Annotated in this window: 36 protein-coding genes and 1 tRNA gene; 17 read left to right on the top strand and 20 right to left on the bottom strand. The window is 58.0% G+C overall.

Going from position 1 to position 19726, the window contains the following annotated elements; all coding sequences use genetic code 11:
* Positions 1-13: 13 nt before the first annotated feature.
* Positions 14-601 (bottom strand): hypothetical protein, encoded by a 588-nt coding sequence (locus tag BLR16_RS16545; protein WP_074808474.1) that lies wholly within the window; start codon positions 599-601, stop codon positions 14-16.
* Between the two features lie 123 nt (positions 602-724).
* On the opposite strand from BLR16_RS16545, the gene BLR16_RS16540 reads away from it, so the two are divergent.
* The gene (locus BLR16_RS16540) at positions 725-937 is read left to right on the top strand and encodes a hypothetical protein (RefSeq protein WP_058417388.1); all 213 of its coding nucleotides are present in this window, start codon (positions 725-727) and stop codon (positions 935-937) included.
* Between the two features lie 2 nt (positions 938-939).
* Here BLR16_RS16540 and BLR16_RS16535 read toward each other — a convergent pair whose 3' ends face one another.
* The 5 genes from BLR16_RS16535 to BLR16_RS28930 all read right to left on the bottom strand — a co-directional run bounded on the left by BLR16_RS16535 (position 940) and on the right by BLR16_RS28930 (position 3733).
* Positions 940-1566, bottom strand: coding sequence for an ASCH domain-containing protein (locus tag BLR16_RS16535; RefSeq protein ID WP_074808465.1), 627 nt, complete (start codon positions 1564-1566; stop codon positions 940-942).
* Positions 1563-1877, bottom strand: a complete 315-nt coding sequence (locus BLR16_RS16530) for a hypothetical protein (protein WP_074808456.1) — start codon at positions 1875-1877, stop codon at positions 1563-1565. The genes BLR16_RS16535 and BLR16_RS16530 overlap by 4 nt, the downstream gene beginning before the upstream one ends.
* Before the next feature lie 209 nt (positions 1878-2086).
* Positions 2087-2503, bottom strand: a complete 417-nt coding sequence (locus BLR16_RS16525) for a hypothetical protein (RefSeq protein ID WP_074808452.1) — start codon at positions 2501-2503, stop codon at positions 2087-2089.
* A 163-nt stretch (positions 2504-2666) separates the two neighbouring features.
* Complete coding sequence (locus tag BLR16_RS16520) at positions 2667-3065, bottom strand: hypothetical protein (protein WP_092194425.1); 399 nt, start codon at positions 3063-3065, stop codon at positions 2667-2669.
* Between the two features lie 431 nt (positions 3066-3496).
* Positions 3497-3733, bottom strand: coding sequence for a hypothetical protein (locus tag BLR16_RS28930; protein WP_241689267.1), 237 nt, complete (start codon positions 3731-3733; stop codon positions 3497-3499).
* Between the two features lie 108 nt (positions 3734-3841).
* Here BLR16_RS28930 and BLR16_RS16510 point away from each other — a divergent pair, with 108 nt between their 5' ends.
* Entirely contained in the window at positions 3842-4057 is a 216-nt protein-coding gene (locus BLR16_RS16510) for a hypothetical protein (RefSeq protein ID WP_003364237.1), read from the top strand.
* Here BLR16_RS16510 and BLR16_RS16505 read toward each other — a convergent pair.
* The 12 genes from BLR16_RS16505 to BLR16_RS16460 form a co-directional block, all read right to left on the bottom strand.
* A complete protein-coding gene (locus BLR16_RS16505) occupies positions 4054-4380 on the bottom strand; it encodes a hypothetical protein (RefSeq protein WP_074808444.1) in 327 nt (108 codons plus the stop codon). The genes BLR16_RS16510 and BLR16_RS16505 overlap by 4 nt on opposite strands.
* Before the next feature lie 81 nt (positions 4381-4461).
* Positions 4462-4821: a hypothetical protein gene (locus BLR16_RS16500; protein WP_074808441.1), complete on the bottom strand. Its 360-nt coding sequence runs from the start codon at positions 4819-4821 to the stop codon at positions 4462-4464.
* On the bottom strand, positions 4818-5585 hold the full coding sequence (locus BLR16_RS16495) for a lambda exonuclease family protein (protein ID WP_074808438.1): 768 nt from the start codon (positions 5583-5585) through the stop codon (positions 4818-4820). The genes BLR16_RS16500 and BLR16_RS16495 overlap by 4 nt, the downstream gene beginning before the upstream one ends.
* Positions 5582-6397 (bottom strand): ERF family protein, encoded by an 816-nt coding sequence (locus BLR16_RS16490; protein WP_170846036.1) that lies wholly within the window; start codon positions 6395-6397, stop codon positions 5582-5584. The genes BLR16_RS16495 and BLR16_RS16490 overlap by 4 nt, the downstream gene beginning before the upstream one ends.
* Positions 6398-6404: 7 nt before the next feature.
* Positions 6405-7508, bottom strand: coding sequence for a hypothetical protein (locus tag BLR16_RS16485; RefSeq protein WP_092194423.1), 1104 nt, complete (start codon positions 7506-7508; stop codon positions 6405-6407).
* A 168-nt stretch (positions 7509-7676) separates the two neighbouring features.
* Positions 7677-7847, bottom strand: a complete 171-nt coding sequence (locus tag BLR16_RS28630; RefSeq protein WP_164989060.1) for a hypothetical protein — start codon at positions 7845-7847, stop codon at positions 7677-7679.
* Positions 7844-8371: a hypothetical protein gene (locus tag BLR16_RS16480; RefSeq protein WP_074808431.1), complete on the bottom strand. Its 528-nt coding sequence runs from the start codon at positions 8369-8371 to the stop codon at positions 7844-7846. The genes BLR16_RS28630 and BLR16_RS16480 overlap by 4 nt, the downstream gene beginning before the upstream one ends.
* Positions 8368-8562: a hypothetical protein gene (locus BLR16_RS16475; RefSeq protein WP_074808428.1), complete on the bottom strand. Its 195-nt coding sequence runs from the start codon at positions 8560-8562 to the stop codon at positions 8368-8370. The genes BLR16_RS16480 and BLR16_RS16475 overlap by 4 nt, the downstream gene beginning before the upstream one ends.
* Positions 8559-8960 (bottom strand): hypothetical protein, encoded by a 402-nt coding sequence (locus BLR16_RS16470; RefSeq protein WP_074808426.1) that lies wholly within the window; start codon positions 8958-8960, stop codon positions 8559-8561. Before BLR16_RS16470 ends, BLR16_RS16475 begins: the two co-directional genes overlap by 4 nt.
* Before the next feature lie 20 nt (positions 8961-8980).
* Complete coding sequence (locus BLR16_RS16465; protein WP_074808424.1) at positions 8981-9277, bottom strand: hypothetical protein; 297 nt, start codon at positions 9275-9277, stop codon at positions 8981-8983.
* A gap of 271 nt (positions 9278-9548) precedes the next feature.
* Positions 9549-9624 (bottom strand) — tRNA-OTHER (locus tag BLR16_RS28625).
* Between the two features lie 70 nt (positions 9625-9694).
* Positions 9695-9958 carry a hypothetical protein gene (locus BLR16_RS16460; protein ID WP_092194421.1) on the bottom strand — a complete coding sequence of 88 codons (264 nt, stop codon included), beginning with the start codon at positions 9956-9958 and terminating at the stop codon, positions 9695-9697.
* 567 nt (positions 9959-10525) lie between these two features.
* On the opposite strand from BLR16_RS16460, the gene BLR16_RS16455 reads away from it, so the two are divergent.
* Positions 10526-10780, top strand: coding sequence for a DUF1652 domain-containing protein (locus tag BLR16_RS16455; RefSeq protein WP_092194419.1), 255 nt, complete (start codon positions 10526-10528; stop codon positions 10778-10780).
* Between the two features lie 68 nt (positions 10781-10848).
* Here BLR16_RS16455 and BLR16_RS16450 read toward each other — a convergent pair whose 3' ends face one another.
* Positions 10849-11334: a hypothetical protein gene (locus BLR16_RS16450; protein WP_092194417.1), complete on the bottom strand. Its 486-nt coding sequence runs from the start codon at positions 11332-11334 to the stop codon at positions 10849-10851.
* 370 nt (positions 11335-11704) lie between these two features.
* Complete coding sequence (locus BLR16_RS28925) at positions 11705-12427, bottom strand: LexA family protein (protein ID WP_161437865.1); 723 nt, start codon at positions 12425-12427, stop codon at positions 11705-11707.
* Positions 12428-12530: 103 nt separating this feature from the next.
* On the opposite strand from BLR16_RS28925, the gene BLR16_RS16435 reads away from it, so the two are divergent.
* The 14 genes from BLR16_RS16435 to BLR16_RS16365 all read left to right on the top strand — a co-directional run bounded on the left by BLR16_RS16435 (position 12531) and on the right by BLR16_RS16365 (position 19700).
* Entirely contained in the window at positions 12531-12761 is a 231-nt protein-coding gene (locus tag BLR16_RS16435; RefSeq protein WP_041924538.1) for a transcriptional regulator, read from the top strand.
* 29 nt (positions 12762-12790) lie between these two features.
* Positions 12791-12979, top strand: a complete 189-nt coding sequence (locus BLR16_RS16430; protein WP_004418163.1) for a hypothetical protein — start codon at positions 12791-12793, stop codon at positions 12977-12979.
* 334 nt (positions 12980-13313) lie between these two features.
* Positions 13314-14051, top strand: a complete 738-nt coding sequence (locus tag BLR16_RS16420) for a phage antirepressor KilAC domain-containing protein (RefSeq protein ID WP_092194413.1) — start codon at positions 13314-13316, stop codon at positions 14049-14051.
* Positions 14048-14782: a helix-turn-helix domain-containing protein gene (locus BLR16_RS16415; protein ID WP_092194411.1), complete on the top strand. Its 735-nt coding sequence runs from the start codon at positions 14048-14050 to the stop codon at positions 14780-14782. Before BLR16_RS16420 ends, BLR16_RS16415 begins: the two co-directional genes overlap by 4 nt.
* Positions 14779-15510 (top strand): replication protein P, encoded by a 732-nt coding sequence (locus tag BLR16_RS16410; RefSeq protein WP_092194409.1) that lies wholly within the window; start codon positions 14779-14781, stop codon positions 15508-15510. The genes BLR16_RS16415 and BLR16_RS16410 overlap by 4 nt, the downstream gene beginning before the upstream one ends.
* Positions 15507-15857 carry a phiTE_015 family protein gene (locus BLR16_RS16405; protein ID WP_074808389.1) on the top strand — a complete coding sequence of 117 codons (351 nt, stop codon included), beginning with the start codon at positions 15507-15509 and terminating at the stop codon, positions 15855-15857. The genes BLR16_RS16410 and BLR16_RS16405 overlap by 4 nt, the downstream gene beginning before the upstream one ends.
* Positions 15854-16042 carry a DUF1382 family protein gene (locus tag BLR16_RS16400; protein WP_074808386.1) on the top strand — a complete coding sequence of 63 codons (189 nt, stop codon included), beginning with the start codon at positions 15854-15856 and terminating at the stop codon, positions 16040-16042. Before BLR16_RS16405 ends, BLR16_RS16400 begins: the two co-directional genes overlap by 4 nt.
* Positions 16039-16557, top strand: a complete 519-nt coding sequence (locus tag BLR16_RS16395) for a hypothetical protein (RefSeq protein ID WP_074808382.1) — start codon at positions 16039-16041, stop codon at positions 16555-16557. Before BLR16_RS16400 ends, BLR16_RS16395 begins: the two co-directional genes overlap by 4 nt.
* 188 nt (positions 16558-16745) lie before the next feature.
* Complete coding sequence (locus tag BLR16_RS16390; RefSeq protein WP_074808379.1) at positions 16746-17162, top strand: recombination protein NinB; 417 nt, start codon at positions 16746-16748, stop codon at positions 17160-17162.
* A gap of 163 nt (positions 17163-17325) precedes the next feature.
* Positions 17326-17604, top strand: a complete 279-nt coding sequence (locus BLR16_RS16385; RefSeq protein WP_074808377.1) for a hypothetical protein — start codon at positions 17326-17328, stop codon at positions 17602-17604.
* Complete coding sequence (locus BLR16_RS16380; RefSeq protein ID WP_074808374.1) at positions 17595-18185, top strand: recombination protein NinG; 591 nt, start codon at positions 17595-17597, stop codon at positions 18183-18185. The genes BLR16_RS16385 and BLR16_RS16380 overlap by 10 nt, the downstream gene beginning before the upstream one ends.
* Positions 18182-18763, top strand: a complete 582-nt coding sequence (locus BLR16_RS16375; RefSeq protein WP_092194407.1) for a hypothetical protein — start codon at positions 18182-18184, stop codon at positions 18761-18763. The genes BLR16_RS16380 and BLR16_RS16375 overlap by 4 nt, the downstream gene beginning before the upstream one ends.
* A gap of 227 nt (positions 18764-18990) precedes the next feature.
* Positions 18991-19362, top strand: coding sequence for a DUF3450 domain-containing protein (locus BLR16_RS16370; RefSeq protein ID WP_074808368.1), 372 nt, complete (start codon positions 18991-18993; stop codon positions 19360-19362).
* Positions 19362-19700 carry a hypothetical protein gene (locus BLR16_RS16365; RefSeq protein ID WP_074808365.1) on the top strand — a complete coding sequence of 113 codons (339 nt, stop codon included), beginning with the start codon at positions 19362-19364 and terminating at the stop codon, positions 19698-19700. Before BLR16_RS16370 ends, BLR16_RS16365 begins: the two co-directional genes overlap by 1 nt.
* Positions 19701-19726: the final 26 nt, after the last annotated feature.

Genomic DNA, 19726 nt, shown 5'->3' with positions numbered 1-19726 from the left:
GCGGCGGAAAGGGTTATTCGGCGGTGGCCCGCTGAGCTTTGATTTCTGCGATGAACTCGGGGGGAAGGCGCGCGACATAACCGCCTTGAGACCAAGATAAAGGCCCGGACTTGCGGATCATCTCGTTAACCAGATCGAACGCAGCCATCAGCTGGTCGTCGTTCAGCTCGCCATCTTCTGGCAGGTCGTCGCAAAAGTAATCTGCCGGGTCGATTTCGCGAGGCATATTCGGCTCGCATATGCAAAGCCGAACGTTCTCAGGATCTTCGTCGGACTCAAGCAGGTAATCCCGGAGTGCGTCCGAGTCAAAGAAATATGTGTCGCCGTCGTATATAACCAGCGGCTCGTCCGCCCAATCTTTGATCTCCATCTTCAAGAAACGCTCATCCATGCGCTCCTCTCTGCAGACTTTGCAATAGCTGTTCGTTTCGTGGATCGGGTGCGCTGGATTGTTTTTGCAGTGCCGGTGCGTCGATCCGCAGTAGCGTGCCTGATCTTCGTCCTGACCCCAGAACCTACCGTTTGAGTCGACCCAGCCGCTAACGGTTTGAAAACTGGCCGCTTCTGGGGAATTGAACATCACAATTTTTTCATTGCGCATAGCGAATCCTCGCCCGCCGATCACCGGCAGGCTCTGTAGGGAAGGGGATATCGGGCAGGTGCTACCAATCACTGCTATGGTCCACGCAGCCAGCAGGAGCTGGTGCAGCACCAAGGAGAGGTCATGGAATGCACCACAGCCACGAACGAGGTTTACGGGCCGTATAACGCCAAGCTGGGTCGGCGCGGCGCTGACGGCAACATATGGTCGGGCAGGACGCTCATATTCAGAATCATCGATGACCGGGTCTACTCAATGCACGAGCAGTACCTGGGCCGGCTCAAGTACGGCATGGCTATGACTGACAGAGGAGAGCTGATTTTCATGGTGCGGTAGGCTCAGGTCCTCACGCGCTTGAACTCGACGACCCAGACCCAAGGGTTGCTATTCCAGGAGTCGGCACCGTTGATTGATTCCCACAGTTCCCGCCACGCAGCGGGATACCAGTCGCGATAATTCGGCGATACGTCGTCGCTCGCCAGTTCTGGCGGGCATTCCAATCCTTCCGCCCGGATGTCGCTGCGGGAAATTTCTTGCAGGCGCTCGACCCGCACGTCGGTGATTTCCAGAAGAATGCGGCTTACCCAGCGCGGCATGTGGATGGATGGCCGAGTTTTCCCCGGCGTGATCATCGAGCATCCCGTTTGCCTTGAGGCGCCATCTGCCGGGTACTGGATCGGCTCACCGTGACTCAGCTCTCGCGGCGCGACATCATTTACCTGGGCGTCAGCCTGCCAAGCCTCTCGCACCCATAGACGGTCGCCGGGTTGGCCATACGGGCAGCGCACGATATCTTTGCCGGTCTCCCACCACGAAGTCATAGGCGAGCCTTCAGCACTTGTAGTGTGAGCATTTGGGCTTGGCTGAGGCTTGCAGGCTCGCCGCGTGACCGTCTTCCGGCCTTCCAGGATGGCACGCACCATCGGCGCGCTGAAGAGGATCGGTCTTTCCTTGGCTTGGCTCATGGCGTCACCACCCGCCGCGCCCACTGCACATATGGGCCATCTTCGGTATCGAAAATTCCGAGCATGAACCAGTCGTAGGCCGGTGGTTTTTCAGGCTCCCAGCCGAGGCAGTTGGCTGCGTCTTCCTCCCAGTAGGGGTGCGATTCAAGGTCGGAGTCCATGTGCCAGCCGACCACCATCAGATGCTGACCATCAAGCCAGGCTTTGTAGGCGGCATGGTCTTCATCGAAATCAGGAATGTCTGGGTGATACCAGTAGCCGTACTCGTCGCGAGTGACTTCGACGGGGCCTATCAACTTTTCTTCGGGCATAACTTCGTCCTTGCCGCACACGCGGCTGACATTGAATTGATTGAGAGGGGGTAGTTACTGCGGGGTGTTCGGGCGCACAGGGCAAAAGTGAGGCCCTGTCAAACCCTTGGAGAAGCGCTTTATGAGTTCAAGTATCGGCCTTTCGGCGGTGATACTAGGTTGTTTCGGCACTGCCTGGGCCGCTGTACGCCAGCAGATTGGCTTGCTGGTCATGTCTGCCCACCGTTCAGCTTGGCGACTTTATCAAGGCAGGCGTTCCAGCCGCAGTCCGAATTATAATCGGCATCAGACTGGCTTGGATCTTCGTCGCGTCGCTCAGGCAGCACCACCTTCGCCGTGGCGGGCTGGGCGTGGCTGTAGAGCTTTGCCGTGCAGCTCATCAGGTCTGAATAACCGCTTGGCTTACCCATGCGGTGGCATCCTCGGATGATTGGTATTCCTGCCTGACATCCATCGCATTGGTTGCGCTCGGTCTTGCCCTGCTGATCGGCTGGCTGGGCGCGACGATTAAGAATCTCGAATAACTCGGGCCCGAAGTCAGCTATCTGATTAAGTTCAATCAGGCGCTGACGCATACGCTCCAGCAGCTCACGCGACACTCGCACGTCGTTCGGTTCGTTGCTCATGATTTGGGCTCCTTCGCGCTCTGCGCATAACGGGCCTGACGCGCTTTGGAGCAGGCCTTGTGGTTTCCGTGGGAGCGGCACTTGCCGCAGATATCGCATTTGCTCTTTACGGCGAACCACGGGGCAGGGCTGGGCTGTAGCGTTGTGGCGCGGTGGGCTGAGGTCATGCTGCTGCGTCCGACTTAGCAACTGTTGACTCGCTGTAGTCCTGCCAGCCTATGCGCGGAGCTTTTGTTTTCTTGTGCAGTAGCGGCTCACCTTGGGCATCGACAAGAGCATGTCGAGCCCGGATCTTCAGATCTCGGCAGCGCCCTGACTTTCTGGCCAGCTCTACAAACTGGCGGGCGAACTGGGGGGCGTCGAACGCAGGGCTGAGCTGCCGCATCTCAGCGCCGGCCATTATGTGCTCGGCATTGCGCTCAACCTTGACCATCCACTCTTCGAGGGTCAGCTCTATTGGTGGTCCGCCCGTCTTTGGGTTGGCTCTAGTGGTCGGGGTTTTCTTTCTGGCCTCGGACAGCGCCCAAGCCATGGTCATGCCAAATACAGCAAATGTGCTCATGAGATACTCCAGGCGGCCGCCCGCCTGCCAAGGCGTTCAGCGCAATAGGTGAGGGTGGGTGTTAAGGGTGGTTATCCGCGCCGCAATTTTGGCAATCGGACAAGTAGCAATCAGCGACCGCGATGAATCGACCGCAGCCCTGACAGTTGAATACCTGTTTGCGGATGCGTCGCGGCTTCGGTGGCGTGATGCCGGTGCCGCGCAGAGCTTGTTTCAGGTCCACATCTTGCCGATGAACCAAGCGCCGGACGCGCGAGACAATGTAATCGAGTGGCCAGATAGTCAGCGAATCGTCGCCGATCGCGATAGCGGCCTCTAGCGTCAACCGGTGCGCCAGTTCAAGTCGGTCAGTCCCACCGATGGGCCACCTGGCAAAAAAAATGTCGTTGCCGTTCCATCGGTTCTGTATCTGCAAAACGCACTGACACCCCTCAGTAGGCTGTGCTTTCACGTCGGATTTTCTGATGTACTGATGATCGACGCCGAGATGCGCGCTCGTCAATATAGGCTTTCGGCCACGGGATATCTGTGTCCCTATTCCCTCTGGCCTGTTTCAGTGTGAACAGCTCGGCTTTATCCAGGTTGGTCGTGTAACCGCCGCCCAGCGCCCAGAACGTCAATCCGTCGCCTACATGGCTTCGGCTGTCCTGCAGGTAAAACTGGCTCATGGCGTTTCTCCATGCATGCGCCGCCCTCCGTGTCCGGTGGTGGCAAATTGGTTGGGGGTGAGCTATAGGTAATGACCGGCATGGGGCCGGATCAAAGGATGGTTAGAAATGAGTGCAGAACACAGAAAGCTGATAGGTATTCCAGATGGCCACGGCCTCAAACATACTGGCTCCAAGTCAGAGCAACGCAAAGGGCGCGACACAGATATCGATTTCTATGATGAAACGGATGCAGAGGGAAATGTTATCGCCCAGTACGAGGTTCGCGACAGCATGTCGATCTATCCGCCGCAAGGAACGACGCTGAGTTTCAGGAAGCTTTAAGTTGGCGAAACTACCTCGTCGCCCGGATCTTTTTGAATCATCAGCATGCTCTTGCGGTGAAACTCCAGCGCCACGATTTTCGACACTGTGATTTCGTGGCGCGGAACCTCAAGCAGCGGCAGCGCGCGGACCGCTCCGAGCCTGTGCAGGTGGTGAATCATCAGGGTCAGCGCCTCGCCCTGTTCCTCGATGCCTGCCCACTCCATCAGCTCAGCCAGCGCCTGCTTGGTGCCGGGCCGAACCCTGAGCCGCAATTCCTCTTCCTTTGCCTTCTGCCGCTTGAGCGCCGTCCGCTTGTCCCGCTGATTCTGGGTCAGGGCCATTGATCAGCTCCGTGTAGCCGCTGGGCGGCAAGTGAATGTATTGCTGGCGCCTGCCGTGGCGGGCGCGGCTTTGAAGGCGCTTCATTTCGCCGGGCTGCTGGGGTAGTCCAGGCCGTACTTCTGAACGATTCGCCTGATGACGGTGCGGTTGATTCCGGTCAGCTTCTCGGCCTTGAAATGGCTTACGCCCAGGTCGCGCATCCCTTCAATCTGCTTAAGCAGCTTCAGGTCATACTCTTCGTTGACGTACTTCCGGTGATCAGCGCCGTTATAGCGGGGCTTGCGGGGAGGCGGCTCTTTGCGCGGAGGCCTCGGCGCAACCCGGAATGAGCCTAGGTCGCGCACCTGACCGCCACTGCGTTGGAACTCGTTCACGGACTGGGACAGTTCGTAGGATTTGATGCTGTTGGCCTGGATGGCACTCAGTTCGGTAGCGATCATGCTGCCTTACTCCTCAGTTGCTTCTCGTAACCATCAACCAACAGCTTGAATTCCCAGAGGTCCTCTTCAAGCTTTTCGATGTAATCGTCGTCGCGCTTAAGCTCTTTCAGCCAAAGCTGGCGTCCGACCGGGCGGAGCAGGGGGCAATACATCCCGATGTGCCACCACTTCTTACCAGTTATCCACATGCAACCCTGCACCTGGTCAATCACTTCGCTGGCGTCGTTGTCGATATGGAATGACCGGAGCTTTTCGGGCGCCAGGAAGCATTTGTATTCCGAGCCGCCATCTTCGCCGATGAACCCGTCGGCACTTGCGCCGAACGCGCCGTCATCCGTCTTAACAAGGCCAACCTGCTGGACGATGAGGCCGGTCTGAATTTCATGCTCCATGCGCGCCTCGGGCTCCAGTTCGTGGCCTCGGCGCATATGCCATGTTTCGAATCCGCCATCCAGCGGCGCACCGCCGATCCGCTCAACTGCAAGCTCAAAAGCGTAGGTCAGCGCAGCACCGGATGGCTCGCCAACCGTTTCGCCATCCAAGGCCCGTTGCACAACTTCCGCTTTCGGCCCGGCCTTGTAGCCAGCCAGTTCGATAGCTTTTGCCTCGCTTCGACCAGACAGGATGGCGTCGACATATTTCTTTTGCTGAGCGTTCAGCCCGTTCACCTTGGCGCGCGCCGTGCTGAACATGCTTGCGGTGATAACTCCGGCGCGGGCTTGCAGCCACTCAGGCGATCCCTGTGTGCAATTGACGATGATCATGCTGCTGCTCCTGCTTGATGGGGCGCGCTGAACTGCTGCCCGCGAGTCGTTACGGCAACCTTCAATGCCTCATAAAGCTCGGTCGCCGCTTTACTGTCGGTGGCTTTGAGGGCTTGAGAGCACTGAACGCCAGCCCGCCATACGGCGGTCAAGGCCTCTGTGTTCTCAGCGGCGTAAGCCTTTGGAATCCACTCATTCATCAATTCGCCGATGCTTGGCGGCTGGTCGCCGTCGCCATTCCCGTCATTGTCCTCATTCGTCAGAACGACGTTGAAGATCATCATGGTCAGGTAGCGGCGGGCATAGCTGAACGTCGAACCGCTGGCATGCACGCCGGTTTTATTTACACTTCCCTTTATGCCAGCAGCATCAATAGGAAGATCGACGTGATACGTCTTCGTATGACCGGCTTCATGCATGCAGTCGCATACGGTGCGGATATGGCCAACTAAAGGGCTGTCTCCAGTACCGAACGAAAGAGAAAAACCGTGAAGCGTGTAAACCGGGGAGATTTTTCGATCAATCGACTCAAGCGCTGCGTAAGAGCTGTTCGTCTGAGCGTTGAACTTGTCGCGAAATACAGGGCCAATTTCTGATTGCGCTCGCACCATCGCAGCATTGAAGGCTGCGGCGGCGGTCCGATCCGTGTGGCGCTCGTACATTTCCATCATCTTCTGCATCTTGTCTGCATCGAATGCCGGGTCGGTCGCGGCGCGCTGGATCATTGTCAGCATCGCGGTTGATTCGTTGGTGGTCGCCGGGCTGGCGACCTGCCGAGCATCGTTGCGCTCGGCCAGGGCTGATGTGCTCATATCGACCTCAGTATTGAATGGATACCGCTGGAATCTTGCGCCGAGCGATCAGGGTGACCGCTTGGCGTGCGCATTCTTCCGGCATGCCACCCGCAATGAATGCTTCCAGTGCAGCGCGGTTGATCGAAGCCTTGTGCGCCTTGTCGTCTTCGCGGGCTTTTTGCTGGCGCAGTTCTTCGGCCTTGGCGTCTTCCTGGCGCTTCACCTCGGCAAGTCGTGCGCGCTCCACAGCCTCCGCTTGACGCTGCTCGGCGGCGAGGCGCTCCTGCTCGGCACGCTGCATGCCTGCGATGCGGTCTTGCTCGGCCTGAAGCTTCTGGCGTTCTGCCTGCTCTTCCTGCAGTTTGATCTGCAAGCGCTGGCGCTCGGCCTGGTCTTTCAATTCCTGCTCACGCCGTGCAGCAGCTTCGCGCTCGGCCTGGGCTTTCTGCTCGGCCTCCCGCTGCGCCCGCTCTACAGCTTGCCGGGCAATCTCCGCGTCACGCTCTCTCTGCTCGCGCTCAGCCTTTTCGGCATTGAATTTGGCGATCTCTGCCAGCTCCGCTTCGTGCTTGGTGCGGTCTGCCAGCAGGGTGCGCAGGGATGCCAGAGACCGGTCTTTGGCCTGGGCCGCTTCCGCCAGGAACTCTTCCCAACTGTCGTTGATTTCAACCAGCTCCAGATCGGCGATGATCTGCGCGACATTTGCGGCGCTGGGCGTTTCTGCGAACACAGCCAGATCCTTGATGCGCTGGATTCCGTCGTTGTGTGCGTCGATCCGCCTGTCGTTCGCTTCCTCCCAGTCAGTCAGCGGCTTTCGGGTAGCGTCACGCAGGGCGTCCATCTTGGTGACGAACTCGCGCAACTCAGTCTCGACGACCTTGGGCATTTCTTTCAGGCGTTTCAGGTAATCCCGGCCGGGCTTCTCGACGGCGGTCTTCGACTTGCTGACCGTGGCAGCCAGCGATGCGATGCGATCACGACCTTTTCGGGTGCTAAGATCCGGCACCTCAGCGGTGACCTTGGCGGTGACAGCCTGGAGAAACTGGTTCAGGCCGCCAGCGACGTAGATTGCCGGCGCGTTGTCGGCGCTGATGTCGTCAATCGTGATGACTTGCTGTGCTTCAGACATGGTTGCTCCTTGCGCCATGCCGTTGCCGGGGCGCTGCGATTGAATAGGGAAGGGGTTACTGCGTGATGTGCGATGCGTAGGCGCTGGCGAGCATCCAAGCGGTAACGAGGGTCAGGACGACGAATGAGCCTCGCCAGGTATGGATGCGCAGCTGTCGCTGCTTGCGGGTCATGACCGCGCACCCACCGGCCGACGCTTCAGCCAGTCGGCTTTTATCGGGCAGGGCAGGTCTGCAACTCGCATGCCGCATGGGTAGGTGATCGTTCCACGTACGTGAGCGCGGGCTTTCGCCTCGTCGAGCTGCTCGTCGATCAGCGATTTCACGATGGGCTGGCTCATTGCGGCACCTGCTTGCGGAAATTCGCCTGCTGGATCGCGATGGCGATGTCTTTGTAAGCGGCGGATTCCACGGAGCCCAAAATGATCATCAATTCCTTAACCTCCTGCTTTTTCTGATCCTCCTCGATCTGCTCGGCAGTGCGGATTGGGCGCAGGCATTCGGCAAGAATGCATTCGCAGTGGCCAGACTCAAACTGAATAGCGGCCATGCCTAATTCAAAAGAATTTTCAAACGAGGACATAACCTTCGCTGTTTTTCCTATCTGCCATTCATCCTTCTCTATCCAGACGCATTTGCCGCGATGAACCTCAACCTCAGTACCAACAGGCGGCAGGCCTTTGCCATCCCACTGCTGAGGTGCCTCGTGATAAACCCAAGCCCCAGCACCTACTTGGTATTGGCCTTTCGGTGTGATACTGGATGGAATCCACTCTATTTCGCCTCGCTTCACGGTCGCGCCATTGAAGTCAGCAACCATGGCGCCGGTGGTTCCAACGGGCGCCTTACTCCAGTCAATCTTCATGCCGCTCTCCTTGGCGCACACAGAACAGCTTTCCGCTGACGGGCGCAGTAATGGTTGAATTCTTCGAGGGTGATGGCGCCACTCATGAAGTGGGCGGTGATCTGGGCTATAGCCTCAACCCCGGAAGGGTCGAGGCTGTCGTATTCGCCTATGGCGTCGAGCATCTTGTCGATGAGGATGTGCGGGCTCACAGGTCTGCGTCCTCAAAGTCAGCAATGACACCGTCTGCCGCAAGGGGCCGCAAAAGGCCCTCTGCAATTTCAAACAGCTTGCCGCGCGGGTGACCGGTGCCGATCAGGTAACCCGCCAGAGAGCCGCTGGCCCTGCCGAAGAAGTTGGCCAGCACCAGCTGTGCAAACAGGTCTTCCCGGTCTTCACCGTCGATCTGGCGCTGGTTCAGGCGATCCTGCAGGGCGGTCAGGTACTCCGCGTGAGTCACCGACCGCTCGGGATGTCCGCGCCGCTTGACCCTGATGTCAGAGCCGTGAATCAGCAGGTCTGAGCTGTTCTCGACCCAGAGTCGCTGGGGGTTGGTAAGCGCGATATGCGGCGTGCCTGTAGGAGGCAACACCTTTGCTGCTGCGTTCATGATTGCCTCCAGGGTCTGGGTTATGCGGTGCTGGCAGCGTTCTTTGCAGCCAGGGCAATACCGCTTGGCGAATTGCGCAGGGGTATGTTCCAGTTCTTGTTGAAGTCGATCATCGCCAGCGCTGGGGTATCGCCAAAGCCCGCCACGCCAGATTGCAGGTCTTCCCCGTACAGCGCGCACCACTGATTGCCATCGACACTCAGAGTTGGGCGGTAGAGAACCGACGGCTCGGTCTGATAATCAGCAATTGCCGAAAAGCTCTGCTGCGCGTGGTGGGATATCGACTCGCATGCCATATGGCTGTGTTCGTCGTTCATGTCATTTCCTCTTGCCGAGTGGTGAACCCCTTCGACTGAACACTCAAGAACGGATAGAGGCCATACAGGCACCGAGAGGGTTCAGTCGGAGAGGTTCGGGGTGTGGGAGGGTGCAGATGGCCGGAGCTGATCCCGGCATGACGGCCTAACTCATCTAGGACTCAGTAGCTCATCAGCGAGTCTGGGCTTGCGCATCAGCCTGCGCATTCATCTGCTTTGTTGTGGTGATGCAGGGGGCCGCTTTCGCGGTGTGTACTCATCCGCATCGGTCTGCACTCAGGTCGGGATTCGAACCCGGCATGGCTCCCAGTCAAGGCGCTCTTCCTGGCTGAGCTATCGCTGAGTGCAGACCGATGCAGCTTGGCGCTATGACAGGGATCGGGCAGTTTTCGTCAGGCTGACGCTGGCGCTGTTTGTTCAATCCTTATTGATCAGCGCTGTCAGGGCTCGCATCTCAAATTCAGGCAGATAGAACATCCCGTTTTCTGGCCCAGAATCTACGATCACCCCGTCAATTCTCAGATGCCACTGATTGTCACCGAGGCAGAATTTACCAATCTCTTTACCTCGTTCACTCAGGTAGCCCGAGCTGTCTACGTGGTAAATCGGTGCTCCTTCGCCGACGACGGTGTAGCTGAAGTTGTCGGTTTTCGTGCAGAGCGTCTGCTGAAGTCGTTTCATCTCGCCTTGCTCCGTTGTTCGTCGATTTCCCGTCTGGCCCTGTCGCCAAGGCCAGCCAGTGAAATCTGGTATTGCACCGCGACCCGCTACTGGCGTCGATCGCGGTTTGCTGCGTAAGCGATAGTTGTCTCTCCCTTCTGCCGCTGGGATTCGCGGGGCGCATTGCTTGCCGGGTCATTCACTCGGTTCTGGCGTTTCACCATCGTCAGCCGTACAGGGTTCTCCCTGTCGTGGGCAGCCTTTCGGGGCTGTCTGATCGCCGGTCGCCGGTAGAGGCAATGCGGTCTGTTGTTTGTTGCGCAGGCTGTTAAAGAGCGGTTCGATCCGCTGGGCCTGTTGAGGGGCTGTTTCGCGTCTCGATGGGTGAACATTACCTGTAGGTAACTCATAGCGTCAATACCTGTAGGTAATCTTTTTTCACGCGCCCACAAAAAAGCCCGCTCAGTGGCGGGCTGTGTCAGATCGGTAAACCAGGTCTACGCTACAAGTGGAAATTCTAGGAACGTCATAAATTCAGGCGGTTCTAAAGACTCACAACCCCTGAACACCCAAAAAGGAGGTGGCGGTATGATTTCGAGCCTGGAGCTGCGGCACATAATTGAGCAAGCGTTTCTGCCGATGAAATGCATCTGCATCAACGTCCCAGATGGCTCGTTGACCATTCAGATATTTAGTCAGAACACGGAAAAGGAAGAGCTTACGGTTACCGGTGTAGATGCGTCAGGACTTGGTTCGAGTCGCGCCATCGCAGCGCTGGTGTTGGAGCTCAAGGATGAGCTGAAGCATCGACACCTCAGTCCTGGCCAGCGGGAGAGGGCTTAGAAGGGATGGAACGAAAAAGCCCGGCGCTAGGGCCGGGCTTTAGGAGGAATCTACTTGTTAGATCGAGGCTATGAGCGGTTGATTAGCTCCTTTATAGCATCGCGTGTGTCCTTTCTATCTTCCCTCATCTCTAGTCGAAGAGCTTCAAACTCTTTGGCTCGGGCATCACGATCGGCGCGAAGCTCAATCCTGAGCGTATCCCCAAGATGATCAACACTGCTGGATGAGTCCGCTCTGGCGGCATCAAGCTTCGTGTCAATATGAGCATAGGCAGCCCATCCCACGCTTACGGAGGCTATTGCAGCAATAAGCACTGGTAGCGTGACGGATACAAACAGATCTTTTCTGAATGCGCTCATGATGGTGATTCTTCCGTGTGTTCGGTTACCAGTATACACATAAGTGTCTGGTTGATCCTGATAGGTGGCGGTGTCAATTGACACATCTACGTTGCCAGAATTTACAAAAAACGACAAAGCAGGCTGCGCCCAATTTGATTCCGGCTCATCGGGGAAATAATCATAAAATTCATACGAACTCAGCGCGGCGCCCATTAATGGTCCGATCTCATGGCAGCCAGCGCTTTGTGAACGTGGAAGAATCTAGAATCGCCGCAGTTATTGCAGGTCACAACGTAGAACCACGCGCCTATGTTTTGGATGTCCGGCACTGGCGTGGCGACAATACCGGCAACGCCCTCGGACGATGGGTGAGGAGCAACCTCATAAAGACCTACCTTGCAGAACTCACAGGCTCGTCCCGGCCTCATTCTATCGAGATACCCAAGCAGCGCGTCTTGAGGAATCTTGAATGCCTTTATCCTGCGCCTGTTGGCTTCATGCTGATCATCTGTATCTGGCATCACCATCTCCCTTGAATGCGATTTTCCCTACAAACCCATGATGCGCCCGATCAACCAGGCGGTTAGGCAAATTTCGTTAGCGACCTGACCACCACACCAATGATCTTGCAATCATCCGAGCACTGCACAGTGGGGTACGCCGGGTTCAGCGGCTTCAGGTATCTGACCCCGCCGTCCTCCACCAGCTTCTTGAATGTCGCCTCATTGCTGTCGGCCAGCTTCGCGATCACAAGCTTGCCCGGGCGAACGTCAGCCTCTGTATCGACCAGGATCTGCGAACCTTCAGGGATAGAAGGGGCGGACGTGGACGTCATCGAATCGCCTTTGACCTCCAACCAGAACGCCGGGCCTTTCGCCTTGTAGTCCGAAATGTCGTACCGATCTGAGAATCCATCCGGAAATGGCTGGACCGCTTCAGACCAGGTGCCCGCAGTTACCCAGCTCACGACCGGGTAGCGGTACATCTGCTCTGGCTGGGCGATCATCGCAACGTTGGATGGTTCTGGTGCGGATGAGGCTACGCCGCCACCTGCATCGTCACGCTTGCCGGCGTTAAGTGATGGGCTATCAAGAGCATACCGTTCCAGGCCGAGCCTTTCCTCGATATGGCGCGCAAAATCCTCACCAATCTTCTTGCGATTCTCCGGGGCAACCGTAAGCGACAAGCATCGCGCAATGTAGCTCGCTTCACGCTCAAGCTTCGCTGCAATTTTAGCCTTCACACCACCGAATTGAGTATCGGTTAGGTGCTGAAGGTTGATTCGCCTAATTTCTGAAATATCCATTCCCCAATGATCGCCGCCTGTTACCGCAGGGTAAATTACCTATGGGTATTGCTTTGATCATTACCTGCGGGTAATAATCCGTACATCTATACGGAGGTTCCCGATGCGGAGCAAAAATCAAAGCCTGCTTGCCTGGCTGAAAACGGCAACCGATGCGCAGGTTCAGGACACCGGCACAACTCGCGCCTACCTCCGACTTATCGCTTATGGGCACAAGACTGCATCCGCAGAAATAGCTGTCCGCACCGAGTCCGCCACCAACGGCGCCGTGACCAGGCGAGATTTACGCCCGGAAGACTGGCGTCAGATCTGGCCAGAGCTTTCTGCCGCCTAAACCCATTCATCAGCCACTGGAGAAAAACGATGCACTTTGACCCGAGCCACATGCACGACAAGCCCACCAAAGTCCGCCTGGATGAGGTGGCCGACGACCTGCTGACCGCCATGGCCAGGTATCAGCGCACGCAGAAAGCCGTTTTGGCTCGCGAGATCCTCGAGCGCGGGCTGAACCAGATGATGGAAGAGCTTACCGCAAAGACTGATGTGGCCTGAAGTTGCCGAGGAGGCCCTGTGCCTGAAAGAAAACAGCTGGATGTCCAGCTTGACGGGATCGGACTGAGCAATTTGGAGCTTCTGGCGGAGCGGGAAGGGATATCCCCCGAAGAGCTGGCAGCAAAAATCATCAACAAGGAATTGGACCGGATGTCACGACCACCCCCGAGCAGGGGAAAGGTCAGGTCAATAGGGAGAAGGGCTGATTAGCCCCTGAGGGACTCTTGAGGAACTGCTGAATGAACAACCCAACCACCAAATCGCAGGCACAAAAAAGCCGGGGGGCAATCCCGGCTCTTTTTACAACGCTTGCAACAACGTACTGGAGCGAATAATGCCCACTTCCCAACACGTCGTCAACTCTGACCGTCCGCGCCACGAAATTGCACCTTCGCAAAACGTGGCGCGCACGATGTCATCGCGTGAAATTGCCGAACTGACTGGCAAGCAACACTTTCATGTGAAGCGCGACATCGAAAAGATGCTCGTAGACCTCCAGGAAGATCCATCCATTTATGGATGCACCTATCTCGACGGTCAAAACCGCACTCAGACCGAGTACCTACTTGACCGGGAGCATACCGACTGCCTCCTCACCGGCTACAGCGCTGCAATGCGCATGGCTGTTATCAAGCGCTGGCGCGAGCTGGAAGGTGGCCGAATCGTCGGTACGCTTCCCGACTTCTCCAACCCCGCAGCCGCCGCGCGCGCCTGGGCGGAACAGTTCGAACTCCAGCAGGCAGCCAATCAGGCCCTGGCCATCGCAGCCCCCAAGGCCGAGTTCGTTGACAAGTACGTCGAATCGACCGGCCTGAAGGGCTTCCGCCAAACCGCCAAGCTGCTGGGTGCTAATGAGGCCCGGTTCCGCGAGTTCCTGCTTGATCGCCGGATCATGTACCGCATGGGCGGCGAATGGCAGGCCTACCAGAACCACGTCGACGCTGGCCGCTTTGAAGTGAAGACCGGCACCACTGACGGCGGGCACGCATTCAACCAAGCCAAATTCACGTCTAAGGGCGTCACCTGGATTGCCGGTCTGTGGGCTCAGTACCAGTTGGAGATGCGGCAATGAGCATGGAACTAATGGTCAAAGCCATGAAGACCAGAGTGGGCAACCCATTGCGCAAGCTCGTCCTCATCAAGCTGGCCGACAACGCTAACGATATGGGCGAATGCTGGCCTTCATACCAGCACATCGCTGACCAGTGCGAGATCGACCGTAGCACTGTTCGCCGCCACATCAAGAACCTGGAAGAGCAGCGTCTGCTGAGAATTGAGAACCGCGACGGCCCAAAAGGTAACTCGTCAAACCTCTATTTTCTGACCCTCGGGGGGGTAGGCACAAACAGCACACCTGTAGGCCCAAAAAGCACAGGTGTAGGCACACAGCCTACACCCCCTGTAGGCCCAGAAAGCACCAGAACCAGTCACTCTTTTGAACCAGTCATTGAACCAGTAAAAGAGCCGGTCGCTGACGCTCCCTCTCGCAAAAAAGCGAAGGCTGAGAAATTCGACCCGCTGACTGCCAAGCCAGCCAATGTCAGCGCTACCGCGTGGGCTGACTGGTGCCAGCACCGCAAGGAGATCCGCAAGACCCTTACAGCGACCACCTGCGCCCGCCAAGCAAAGACACTGGCAGGCCACCACGACGCTGATGCAGTGATCAACCAGTCCATCAGCAACGGCTGGACCGGCCTGTTCCCTGAGAAGGTCCTGCCGGGCGCCAAGGCATCTGCCCAGCGCCAGGCCGGCCCTGACTTCTACGACAAGTCGTGGCGCACCGATACGAGTGATGACCTATGAAGAACGTCACTCAGCTGATCCCAGGTGCCTCGCGGGCTCTGGGCACCTCAGCGCCTTATCAGGCCCCGGTGCAGGCCGGCACACAGCTGGGCGTTGTGGATGACGCCACCGGTGAAGTGGTCGAGCGCCTGTTCCGCCAGCTGCAGGCCATCTTCCCCGCGCACAAGCAGGCATGGCCTGACGACAAGGCCAAGGCCGCTGCGATGCGCAACTGGACGATGGGTTTCATGGCAGCTGGCATCCGCACGCTTGAGCAGATCCGTTTTGGAATCGAGCAGTGCCGCAAGAGCGGCTCACCGTTCGCTCCAAGCGTCGGCCAGTTCATAGGCTGGTGCACGCCTGGACCTGAGGCGTTTGGCCTGCCAGCGAGCGCTGACGCATGGGTGGAGGCATTGATGGGCTTGTACAGCCACGAAGGCGTGAAGATCGCGGCCATTGCCACCGGCCTGTTCGACCTGCGCTCAGCCAAGCAGGAGGACAAAGGCCTGCGCCAGCGCTTCGAGCACAACTACACGATCGTGATCCGTCGCGCCCAGGCCGGGCAACCGCTGGACGGAAAGATCCTGGCCGGCATTGGCCATGACAGCCAGAAGACCGAGCTGGAACTCGCCGAAGAGCTGGCCGAGCAGGCGGTACAGGCACGAATCATTCAACAAGGAATTCCGGTAGACGCAGCCTCAGCGCGCGCTCTGCTGTTGGCGAGAATTGGTAGGAGGGCGGGGCAGTGAGCAACGACAAGATGCGTGAAGAGTACGAAGCATGGGTTCTCAGCGAATTCCCGAACCAGCACATGGGCCAATTCGCCGATGGCGAGTATCACAGCACGACGCTCCAGTATTGCTGGATGGCATGGCAGGCAGCCCGCATCCCCTCTGGAGTGATCACGGCAACTGCATGGCGAGTAATCGACGCAAGGGGTAAGCGCTTCACCGTCTACAACAAGGATTTGGCGTTAGCCATCAGCGAGGCGGGACTACACGTGGCTCCGATGTGTGACGTTCCGCCAGAGGGCTGGGAGTGCAGTCGCAGTTCCGGTCATGAAGGGCCTTGCGCAGCATACGAGGTGAAGCCATGAACCGCGCAAACCCAGCAAAGCTTCGTCATTCGCGCCAAATGGCGCACGCCCTCGCGAAGTCCGGTATCGGCTTTGTGTGCATGCCCGTGGTGGACGAAGCCGACGGCAAAAACCTTGATGACCAGGCCCAGCAGCGCCTTGAGCGCATGGCATTGATCGCGGAATCAGCGGAGAGACTGGCATGAGTGAAATAACCAAAGCAGTGATCGGCATGCCCTTTGAAATGGCAATGGAGAGCGAACTGTCGAGAAGGCAGTTCCATTCCAGGGCTCAGGCTCTGCTATCCGAGAACGAAGCATTGCGCGGCCTGTACCAGATGCACAAGCAGACTGAAACGCGTGAGATGCGTGACCTCAAGGCCGAAGTCGCAGGCCTCAAGACCGGCTACGAAGCTTACGAGCGGGTGAATGCTGAGTTGCGGGCAGAGTGCGAGTCGCTGCGCAATCGACAGGGCTTTTCCGATGCCTTCTACGAGGTGTCCGGGTTGCTTGGTGTGACTGGTGCTCGGCCTGAAGCGCCGCTGGTAGTTTTCAGGCAGGAAGTTGTGCCGGCGCTGCAAGCTGTTATCCGAAACTCCAGACGCTACGAATGGCTTCGCGATGGCGCTGGCTACTGCGACACCCGAGATATACCGGGCATGGCTCCAGAACGCATGGATGCTTTCATTGACGCCGCCATGAGCAAGGGGGCCGACCAATGATCCTCACCTGGGAGCAACTTCTAACCCTGCTCAACACCGCCAAGGTTCTGCATAACGGCCGTGAAGGCTATTCGTTCTTGGGGGTGGCTCATGACTGAGTTCATACAGTTCGCATTCTGCGTTGCGGTCTTGTACTGCGTGGTAGACACGCTGATTTATGCACTGAGCTGGCTGTTTGGAGTGTGCGCATGACTGAGTTCCTTATGCGGAGCATGGCCGACGCCAACCGCCTGCTGGGCCACCTGCAGGCTCAAGACTTCACCAAGCCCAAGAAGATCGTGATCAAGGATCAGGACCGCAGTGGGGAGCAGAACAAGAAGCTCCATGCCTCGCTGACCGACATCGCCAATCAGGTCGAGCACGCCGGGCGAAAGTGGGACGTGCTGATCTGGAAACGACTGCTGACCGCTGCCTGGCTTCGTGAGGCTGGTGATCAGCCGCAACTGATACCAGCGGTAGACGGACACGGCTTTGACGTCGTGTACGAGCGCACAAGCAAGCTCACCGTTGCGCAGTGCGCGAGCTTGTTGGAATGGATCGCGGCATTTGGTGCTGAGCACGATGTTCGGTGGAGTCAGAAAGACTTGTGGGAGGGGCGGTACTGATGGGCGCATTTGAGATGTTTTGGGTCGTTGCATTCATTTTCATCATTATTGGCTTGATCGCTGGCCACTTTCTTGAGGTTCGCCGCAGCAGGTCCATCGAAGAATTTGAGCGGAAGCGCCGGGACCGAAAGGCCGAAGTAGAGCGCGCCGCGAGGAAGTCTTTGTGAACCATCAATTCAAGCCGGGCGACCTGGCGCTGGTGATCAATCACACATACCCGCCAGTGATCGGCACATGCGTCGAGCTGATAAGCCGCCATCTGGTGAGTCCAGTGGGTCGCAAAGACCCGATGGACCCGGGGGTTTATGAGCAAGAAGGTGGTGATCCTGTATGGGTCGTGAGTGATGACAAAGCCATCGTTTGGGAAAAGTGGCTGATCCCCTTGCGCGGCGACTTCGCCCCAGAGCAGCAGAAAGCCAAGGAGGCCGAGCCATGCGCGTAAGCCTCCAATCCAAAACCCCCAAGCCGAAGAAGTGCCGCGTACCTGAGTGCGGGGCCTCATTCGTCCCGCAGAAGCTCGGGCAGGCGGTGTGCAGTCCGGCGTGCGCGATCATTGATGCGCCGAGGAACCAGGCCAAGGCTCGTAAAGCGCTGGCTCAGGTTGAGCGTTCCGAGATCAAGGTGCGCAAGGAGAAGCTGAAGTCTCGCAGCGACCACATGAAGGACACCCAGCAGGCGTTCAACGAGTGGGTTCGTCACCGCGACATGGGTGAGCCGTGCGTGAGCTGTGGACGGCATCACAACGGTCAATGGCACGCAGGCCACTACCGATCCGTCGGTGGGCACCCGGCGCTCAGGTTCGAACCGCTCAACGTCTGGCGACAGTGCGCGCCGTGCAATACGCACAAGTCTGGCGACCTGGTGAATTACCGGGCTGAGCTGGTGCGCCGCATTGGCATCGTGAACGTGGAATGGCTCGAAGGGCCTCATGAGCCCCAGAAGTACACCATCGACGAATTGAAAGCCCTTACAGCCAGGTACCGGGCACTGACCAGAGAATTGAAAAAGGGGCAAGCAGCATGAAAATCCACTCAGCACGTCAGGCGTGGCATGACTGCACCTACATTCCGGTTCCTGGCCAGTCCTCTGACGTCGTTCAGCTCGGCGTGGTAGTGCAGGGCACAGAGCGAGGTCCAACGGCAAACCACGCCATGCACAGCGCACTGGCTGGGCATATTCAGTCGGCTATTGCCAAGCTGCACCCTCAGGTGCGTGTGTTCGGCGAGTACATGTATGCCGCAAACCGTGATGACGATATCCGCGAGGCCGCTGAAGACGTCGTGTTTGGCATGGTCATGTCCAAGTCCAAGCGCATGACGGCCGGCAAGCGGGAAAAGCTCGAGTATGTGGTGAAGGGCGTCATGCGACGGTATCGCTACATGCACCAGGGCGGGCAATCGGCCAACGACGATCCGCTGATCAAGCCAGAAGCGTTCCGGTCTTGGCTTATGGGGGAGTTCGGCGTGAGGTTGGAATCCTGCAACTGGGACCGGGATTGGGAGTGCTTTGTGCGCCTGTCCTTCGACTGCTGTGAGGACCTGGATCGCATGGCTTTAAGCCCGATTGGAGCAGTAATTTATCAGATGAGAGAAGCTGCTTGACTTCCCGTGCGGCTGAGGGCATCATTTTGCCATATTGAGTATTTTGCCTACGGCAACTCGCTCAGGAAACACCGAAAGCCCGGCCTAAAAACCGGGCTTTTTTTGTGTCCAGATTTCCCCAATGCCCTCCATGCCTCTCGCCTCGGCGATGCACCACTTGAGAGGGACTCTTTCGTACCTCGCACCTCATTGGCCGCCCTGACGGCCCTTTTTATTCCGGAGTAAAGATGGACCCAACCGACCTCGGCCCAGGCACAGCTACCTGGCTGGGCGGTACGGGCACAATCCTGCTGGGTGGCTTCCTGTGGTTGAGGAAATTCCTCTCCAGGGACGCGACCGACCGCGCCATGGACAACGCCGATATCGGCACAGTCCGACGGCTCAACGAACTGCTCGACTCTGAACGGGTTGCCCGCAAAGAGGCTGAGGCCAGAGCCGATCAGTTCGCTAAAGAACGTAACGAGCTGGCTGCCGCAGTCGGCCGGATGGAAGGAAAGGTCGAAGCCCTCACCGGCCATGTTGCTCAGCTTACCGAGAAGGTCACCAGCCAAAGCGCTGAGATCGCTCGTCTGCGTGCACAGCTCGGAGGTATCAACTGATGGAAAGATGCGCAATTGATTTCATCGCTCGCCGCTGGTGGCGCCGGGTGGAGGTGTGGGTGATTGCCTCGCTGCTAGTAACCGGCTCGTTCGCGCTGGGCTTCGGTGCTTCGCAATGGTCGCTTGCCAGTTGGTACAGCGCCCAGGTCGCCGAAGTGCGCCGGGGTTACGACGAGGCCACCGTTCAGCGCGACATGCGCCTGAACAAGCTGGCCAAGACCGCGACCGATGCAGCGGTAAAGGTTGAGGGTGCGGCAGGGAAGGCCACGGAAGCGGCAGAGGTGGCCAGTAAGGCAGCAGACAAGGTCAACGAGGCGGTAGAGCGGCAGACGCCGTAACGCGCCACAGATTCAGACACTGCCAT

This window comes from Pseudomonas sp. BS3767, assembly GCF_900099665.1.
Taxonomy (GTDB): domain Bacteria; phylum Pseudomonadota; class Gammaproteobacteria; order Pseudomonadales; family Pseudomonadaceae; genus Aquipseudomonas; species Aquipseudomonas cerasi.
This window is presented reverse-complemented; position numbering and strand designations above follow the sequence as displayed.

What these genes read in the sequence shown, in the direction of transcription:
- BLR16_RS16545 (WP_074808474.1), bottom strand. Translation starts at nt 601, where the DNA reads ATGCGCAATGAAAAAATTGTGATGTTCAATTCCCCAGAAGCGGCCAGT.
- BLR16_RS16540 (WP_058417388.1), top strand. Translation starts at nt 725, where the DNA reads ATGGAATGCACCACAGCCACGAACGAGGTTTACGGGCCGTATAACGCC.
- BLR16_RS16535 (WP_074808465.1), bottom strand. Translation starts at nt 1,566, where the DNA reads ATGAGCCAAGCCAAGGAAAGACCGATCCTCTTCAGCGCGCCGATGGTG.
- BLR16_RS16530 (WP_074808456.1), bottom strand. Translation starts at nt 1,877, where the DNA reads ATGCCCGAAGAAAAGTTGATAGGCCCCGTCGAAGTCACTCGCGACGAG.
- BLR16_RS16525 (WP_074808452.1), bottom strand. Translation starts at nt 2,503, where the DNA reads ATGAGCAACGAACCGAACGACGTGCGAGTGTCGCGTGAGCTGCTGGAG.
- BLR16_RS16520 (WP_092194425.1), bottom strand. Translation starts at nt 3,065, where the DNA reads ATGAGCACATTTGCTGTATTTGGCATGACCATGGCTTGGGCGCTGTCC.
- BLR16_RS28930 (WP_241689267.1), bottom strand. Translation starts at nt 3,733, where the DNA reads ATGAGCCAGTTTTACCTGCAGGACAGCCGAAGCCATGTAGGCGACGGA.
- BLR16_RS16510 (WP_003364237.1), top strand. Translation starts at nt 3,842, where the DNA reads ATGAGTGCAGAACACAGAAAGCTGATAGGTATTCCAGATGGCCACGGC.
- BLR16_RS16505 (WP_074808444.1), bottom strand. Translation starts at nt 4,380, where the DNA reads ATGGCCCTGACCCAGAATCAGCGGGACAAGCGGACGGCGCTCAAGCGG.
- BLR16_RS16500 (WP_074808441.1), bottom strand. Translation starts at nt 4,821, where the DNA reads ATGATCGCTACCGAACTGAGTGCCATCCAGGCCAACAGCATCAAATCC.
- BLR16_RS16495 (WP_074808438.1), bottom strand. Translation starts at nt 5,585, where the DNA reads ATGATCATCGTCAATTGCACACAGGGATCGCCTGAGTGGCTGCAAGCC.
- BLR16_RS16490 (WP_170846036.1), bottom strand. Translation starts at nt 6,397, where the DNA reads ATGAGCACATCAGCCCTGGCCGAGCGCAACGATGCTCGGCAGGTCGCC.
- BLR16_RS16485 (WP_092194423.1), bottom strand. Translation starts at nt 7,508, where the DNA reads ATGTCTGAAGCACAGCAAGTCATCACGATTGACGACATCAGCGCCGAC.
- BLR16_RS28630 (WP_164989060.1), bottom strand. Translation starts at nt 7,847, where the DNA reads ATGAGCCAGCCCATCGTGAAATCGCTGATCGACGAGCAGCTCGACGAG.
- BLR16_RS16480 (WP_074808431.1), bottom strand. Translation starts at nt 8,371, where the DNA reads ATGAAGATTGACTGGAGTAAGGCGCCCGTTGGAACCACCGGCGCCATG.
- BLR16_RS16470 (WP_074808426.1), bottom strand. Translation starts at nt 8,960, where the DNA reads ATGAACGCAGCAGCAAAGGTGTTGCCTCCTACAGGCACGCCGCATATC.
- BLR16_RS16465 (WP_074808424.1), bottom strand. Translation starts at nt 9,277, where the DNA reads ATGAACGACGAACACAGCCATATGGCATGCGAGTCGATATCCCACCAC.
- BLR16_RS16460 (WP_092194421.1), bottom strand. Translation starts at nt 9,958, where the DNA reads ATGAAACGACTTCAGCAGACGCTCTGCACGAAAACCGACAACTTCAGC.
- BLR16_RS16455 (WP_092194419.1), top strand. Translation starts at nt 10,526, where the DNA reads ATGATTTCGAGCCTGGAGCTGCGGCACATAATTGAGCAAGCGTTTCTG.
- BLR16_RS16450 (WP_092194417.1), bottom strand. Translation starts at nt 11,334, where the DNA reads ATGGGCGCCGCGCTGAGTTCGTATGAATTTTATGATTATTTCCCCGAT.
- BLR16_RS28925 (WP_161437865.1), bottom strand. Translation starts at nt 12,427, where the DNA reads ATGGATATTTCAGAAATTAGGCGAATCAACCTTCAGCACCTAACCGAT.
- BLR16_RS16435 (WP_041924538.1), top strand. Translation starts at nt 12,531, where the DNA reads ATGCGGAGCAAAAATCAAAGCCTGCTTGCCTGGCTGAAAACGGCAACC.
- BLR16_RS16430 (WP_004418163.1), top strand. Translation starts at nt 12,791, where the DNA reads ATGCACTTTGACCCGAGCCACATGCACGACAAGCCCACCAAAGTCCGC.
- BLR16_RS16420 (WP_092194413.1), top strand. Translation starts at nt 13,314, where the DNA reads ATGCCCACTTCCCAACACGTCGTCAACTCTGACCGTCCGCGCCACGAA.
- BLR16_RS16415 (WP_092194411.1), top strand. Translation starts at nt 14,048, where the DNA reads ATGAGCATGGAACTAATGGTCAAAGCCATGAAGACCAGAGTGGGCAAC.
- BLR16_RS16410 (WP_092194409.1), top strand. Translation starts at nt 14,779, where the DNA reads ATGAAGAACGTCACTCAGCTGATCCCAGGTGCCTCGCGGGCTCTGGGC.
- BLR16_RS16400 (WP_074808386.1), top strand. Translation starts at nt 15,854, where the DNA reads ATGAACCGCGCAAACCCAGCAAAGCTTCGTCATTCGCGCCAAATGGCG.
- BLR16_RS16395 (WP_074808382.1), top strand. Translation starts at nt 16,039, where the DNA reads ATGAGTGAAATAACCAAAGCAGTGATCGGCATGCCCTTTGAAATGGCA.
- BLR16_RS16390 (WP_074808379.1), top strand. Translation starts at nt 16,746, where the DNA reads ATGACTGAGTTCCTTATGCGGAGCATGGCCGACGCCAACCGCCTGCTG.
- BLR16_RS16380 (WP_074808374.1), top strand. Translation starts at nt 17,595, where the DNA reads ATGCGCGTAAGCCTCCAATCCAAAACCCCCAAGCCGAAGAAGTGCCGC.
- BLR16_RS16375 (WP_092194407.1), top strand. Translation starts at nt 18,182, where the DNA reads ATGAAAATCCACTCAGCACGTCAGGCGTGGCATGACTGCACCTACATT.
- BLR16_RS16370 (WP_074808368.1), top strand. Translation starts at nt 18,991, where the DNA reads ATGGACCCAACCGACCTCGGCCCAGGCACAGCTACCTGGCTGGGCGGT.
- BLR16_RS16365 (WP_074808365.1), top strand. Translation starts at nt 19,362, where the DNA reads ATGGAAAGATGCGCAATTGATTTCATCGCTCGCCGCTGGTGGCGCCGG.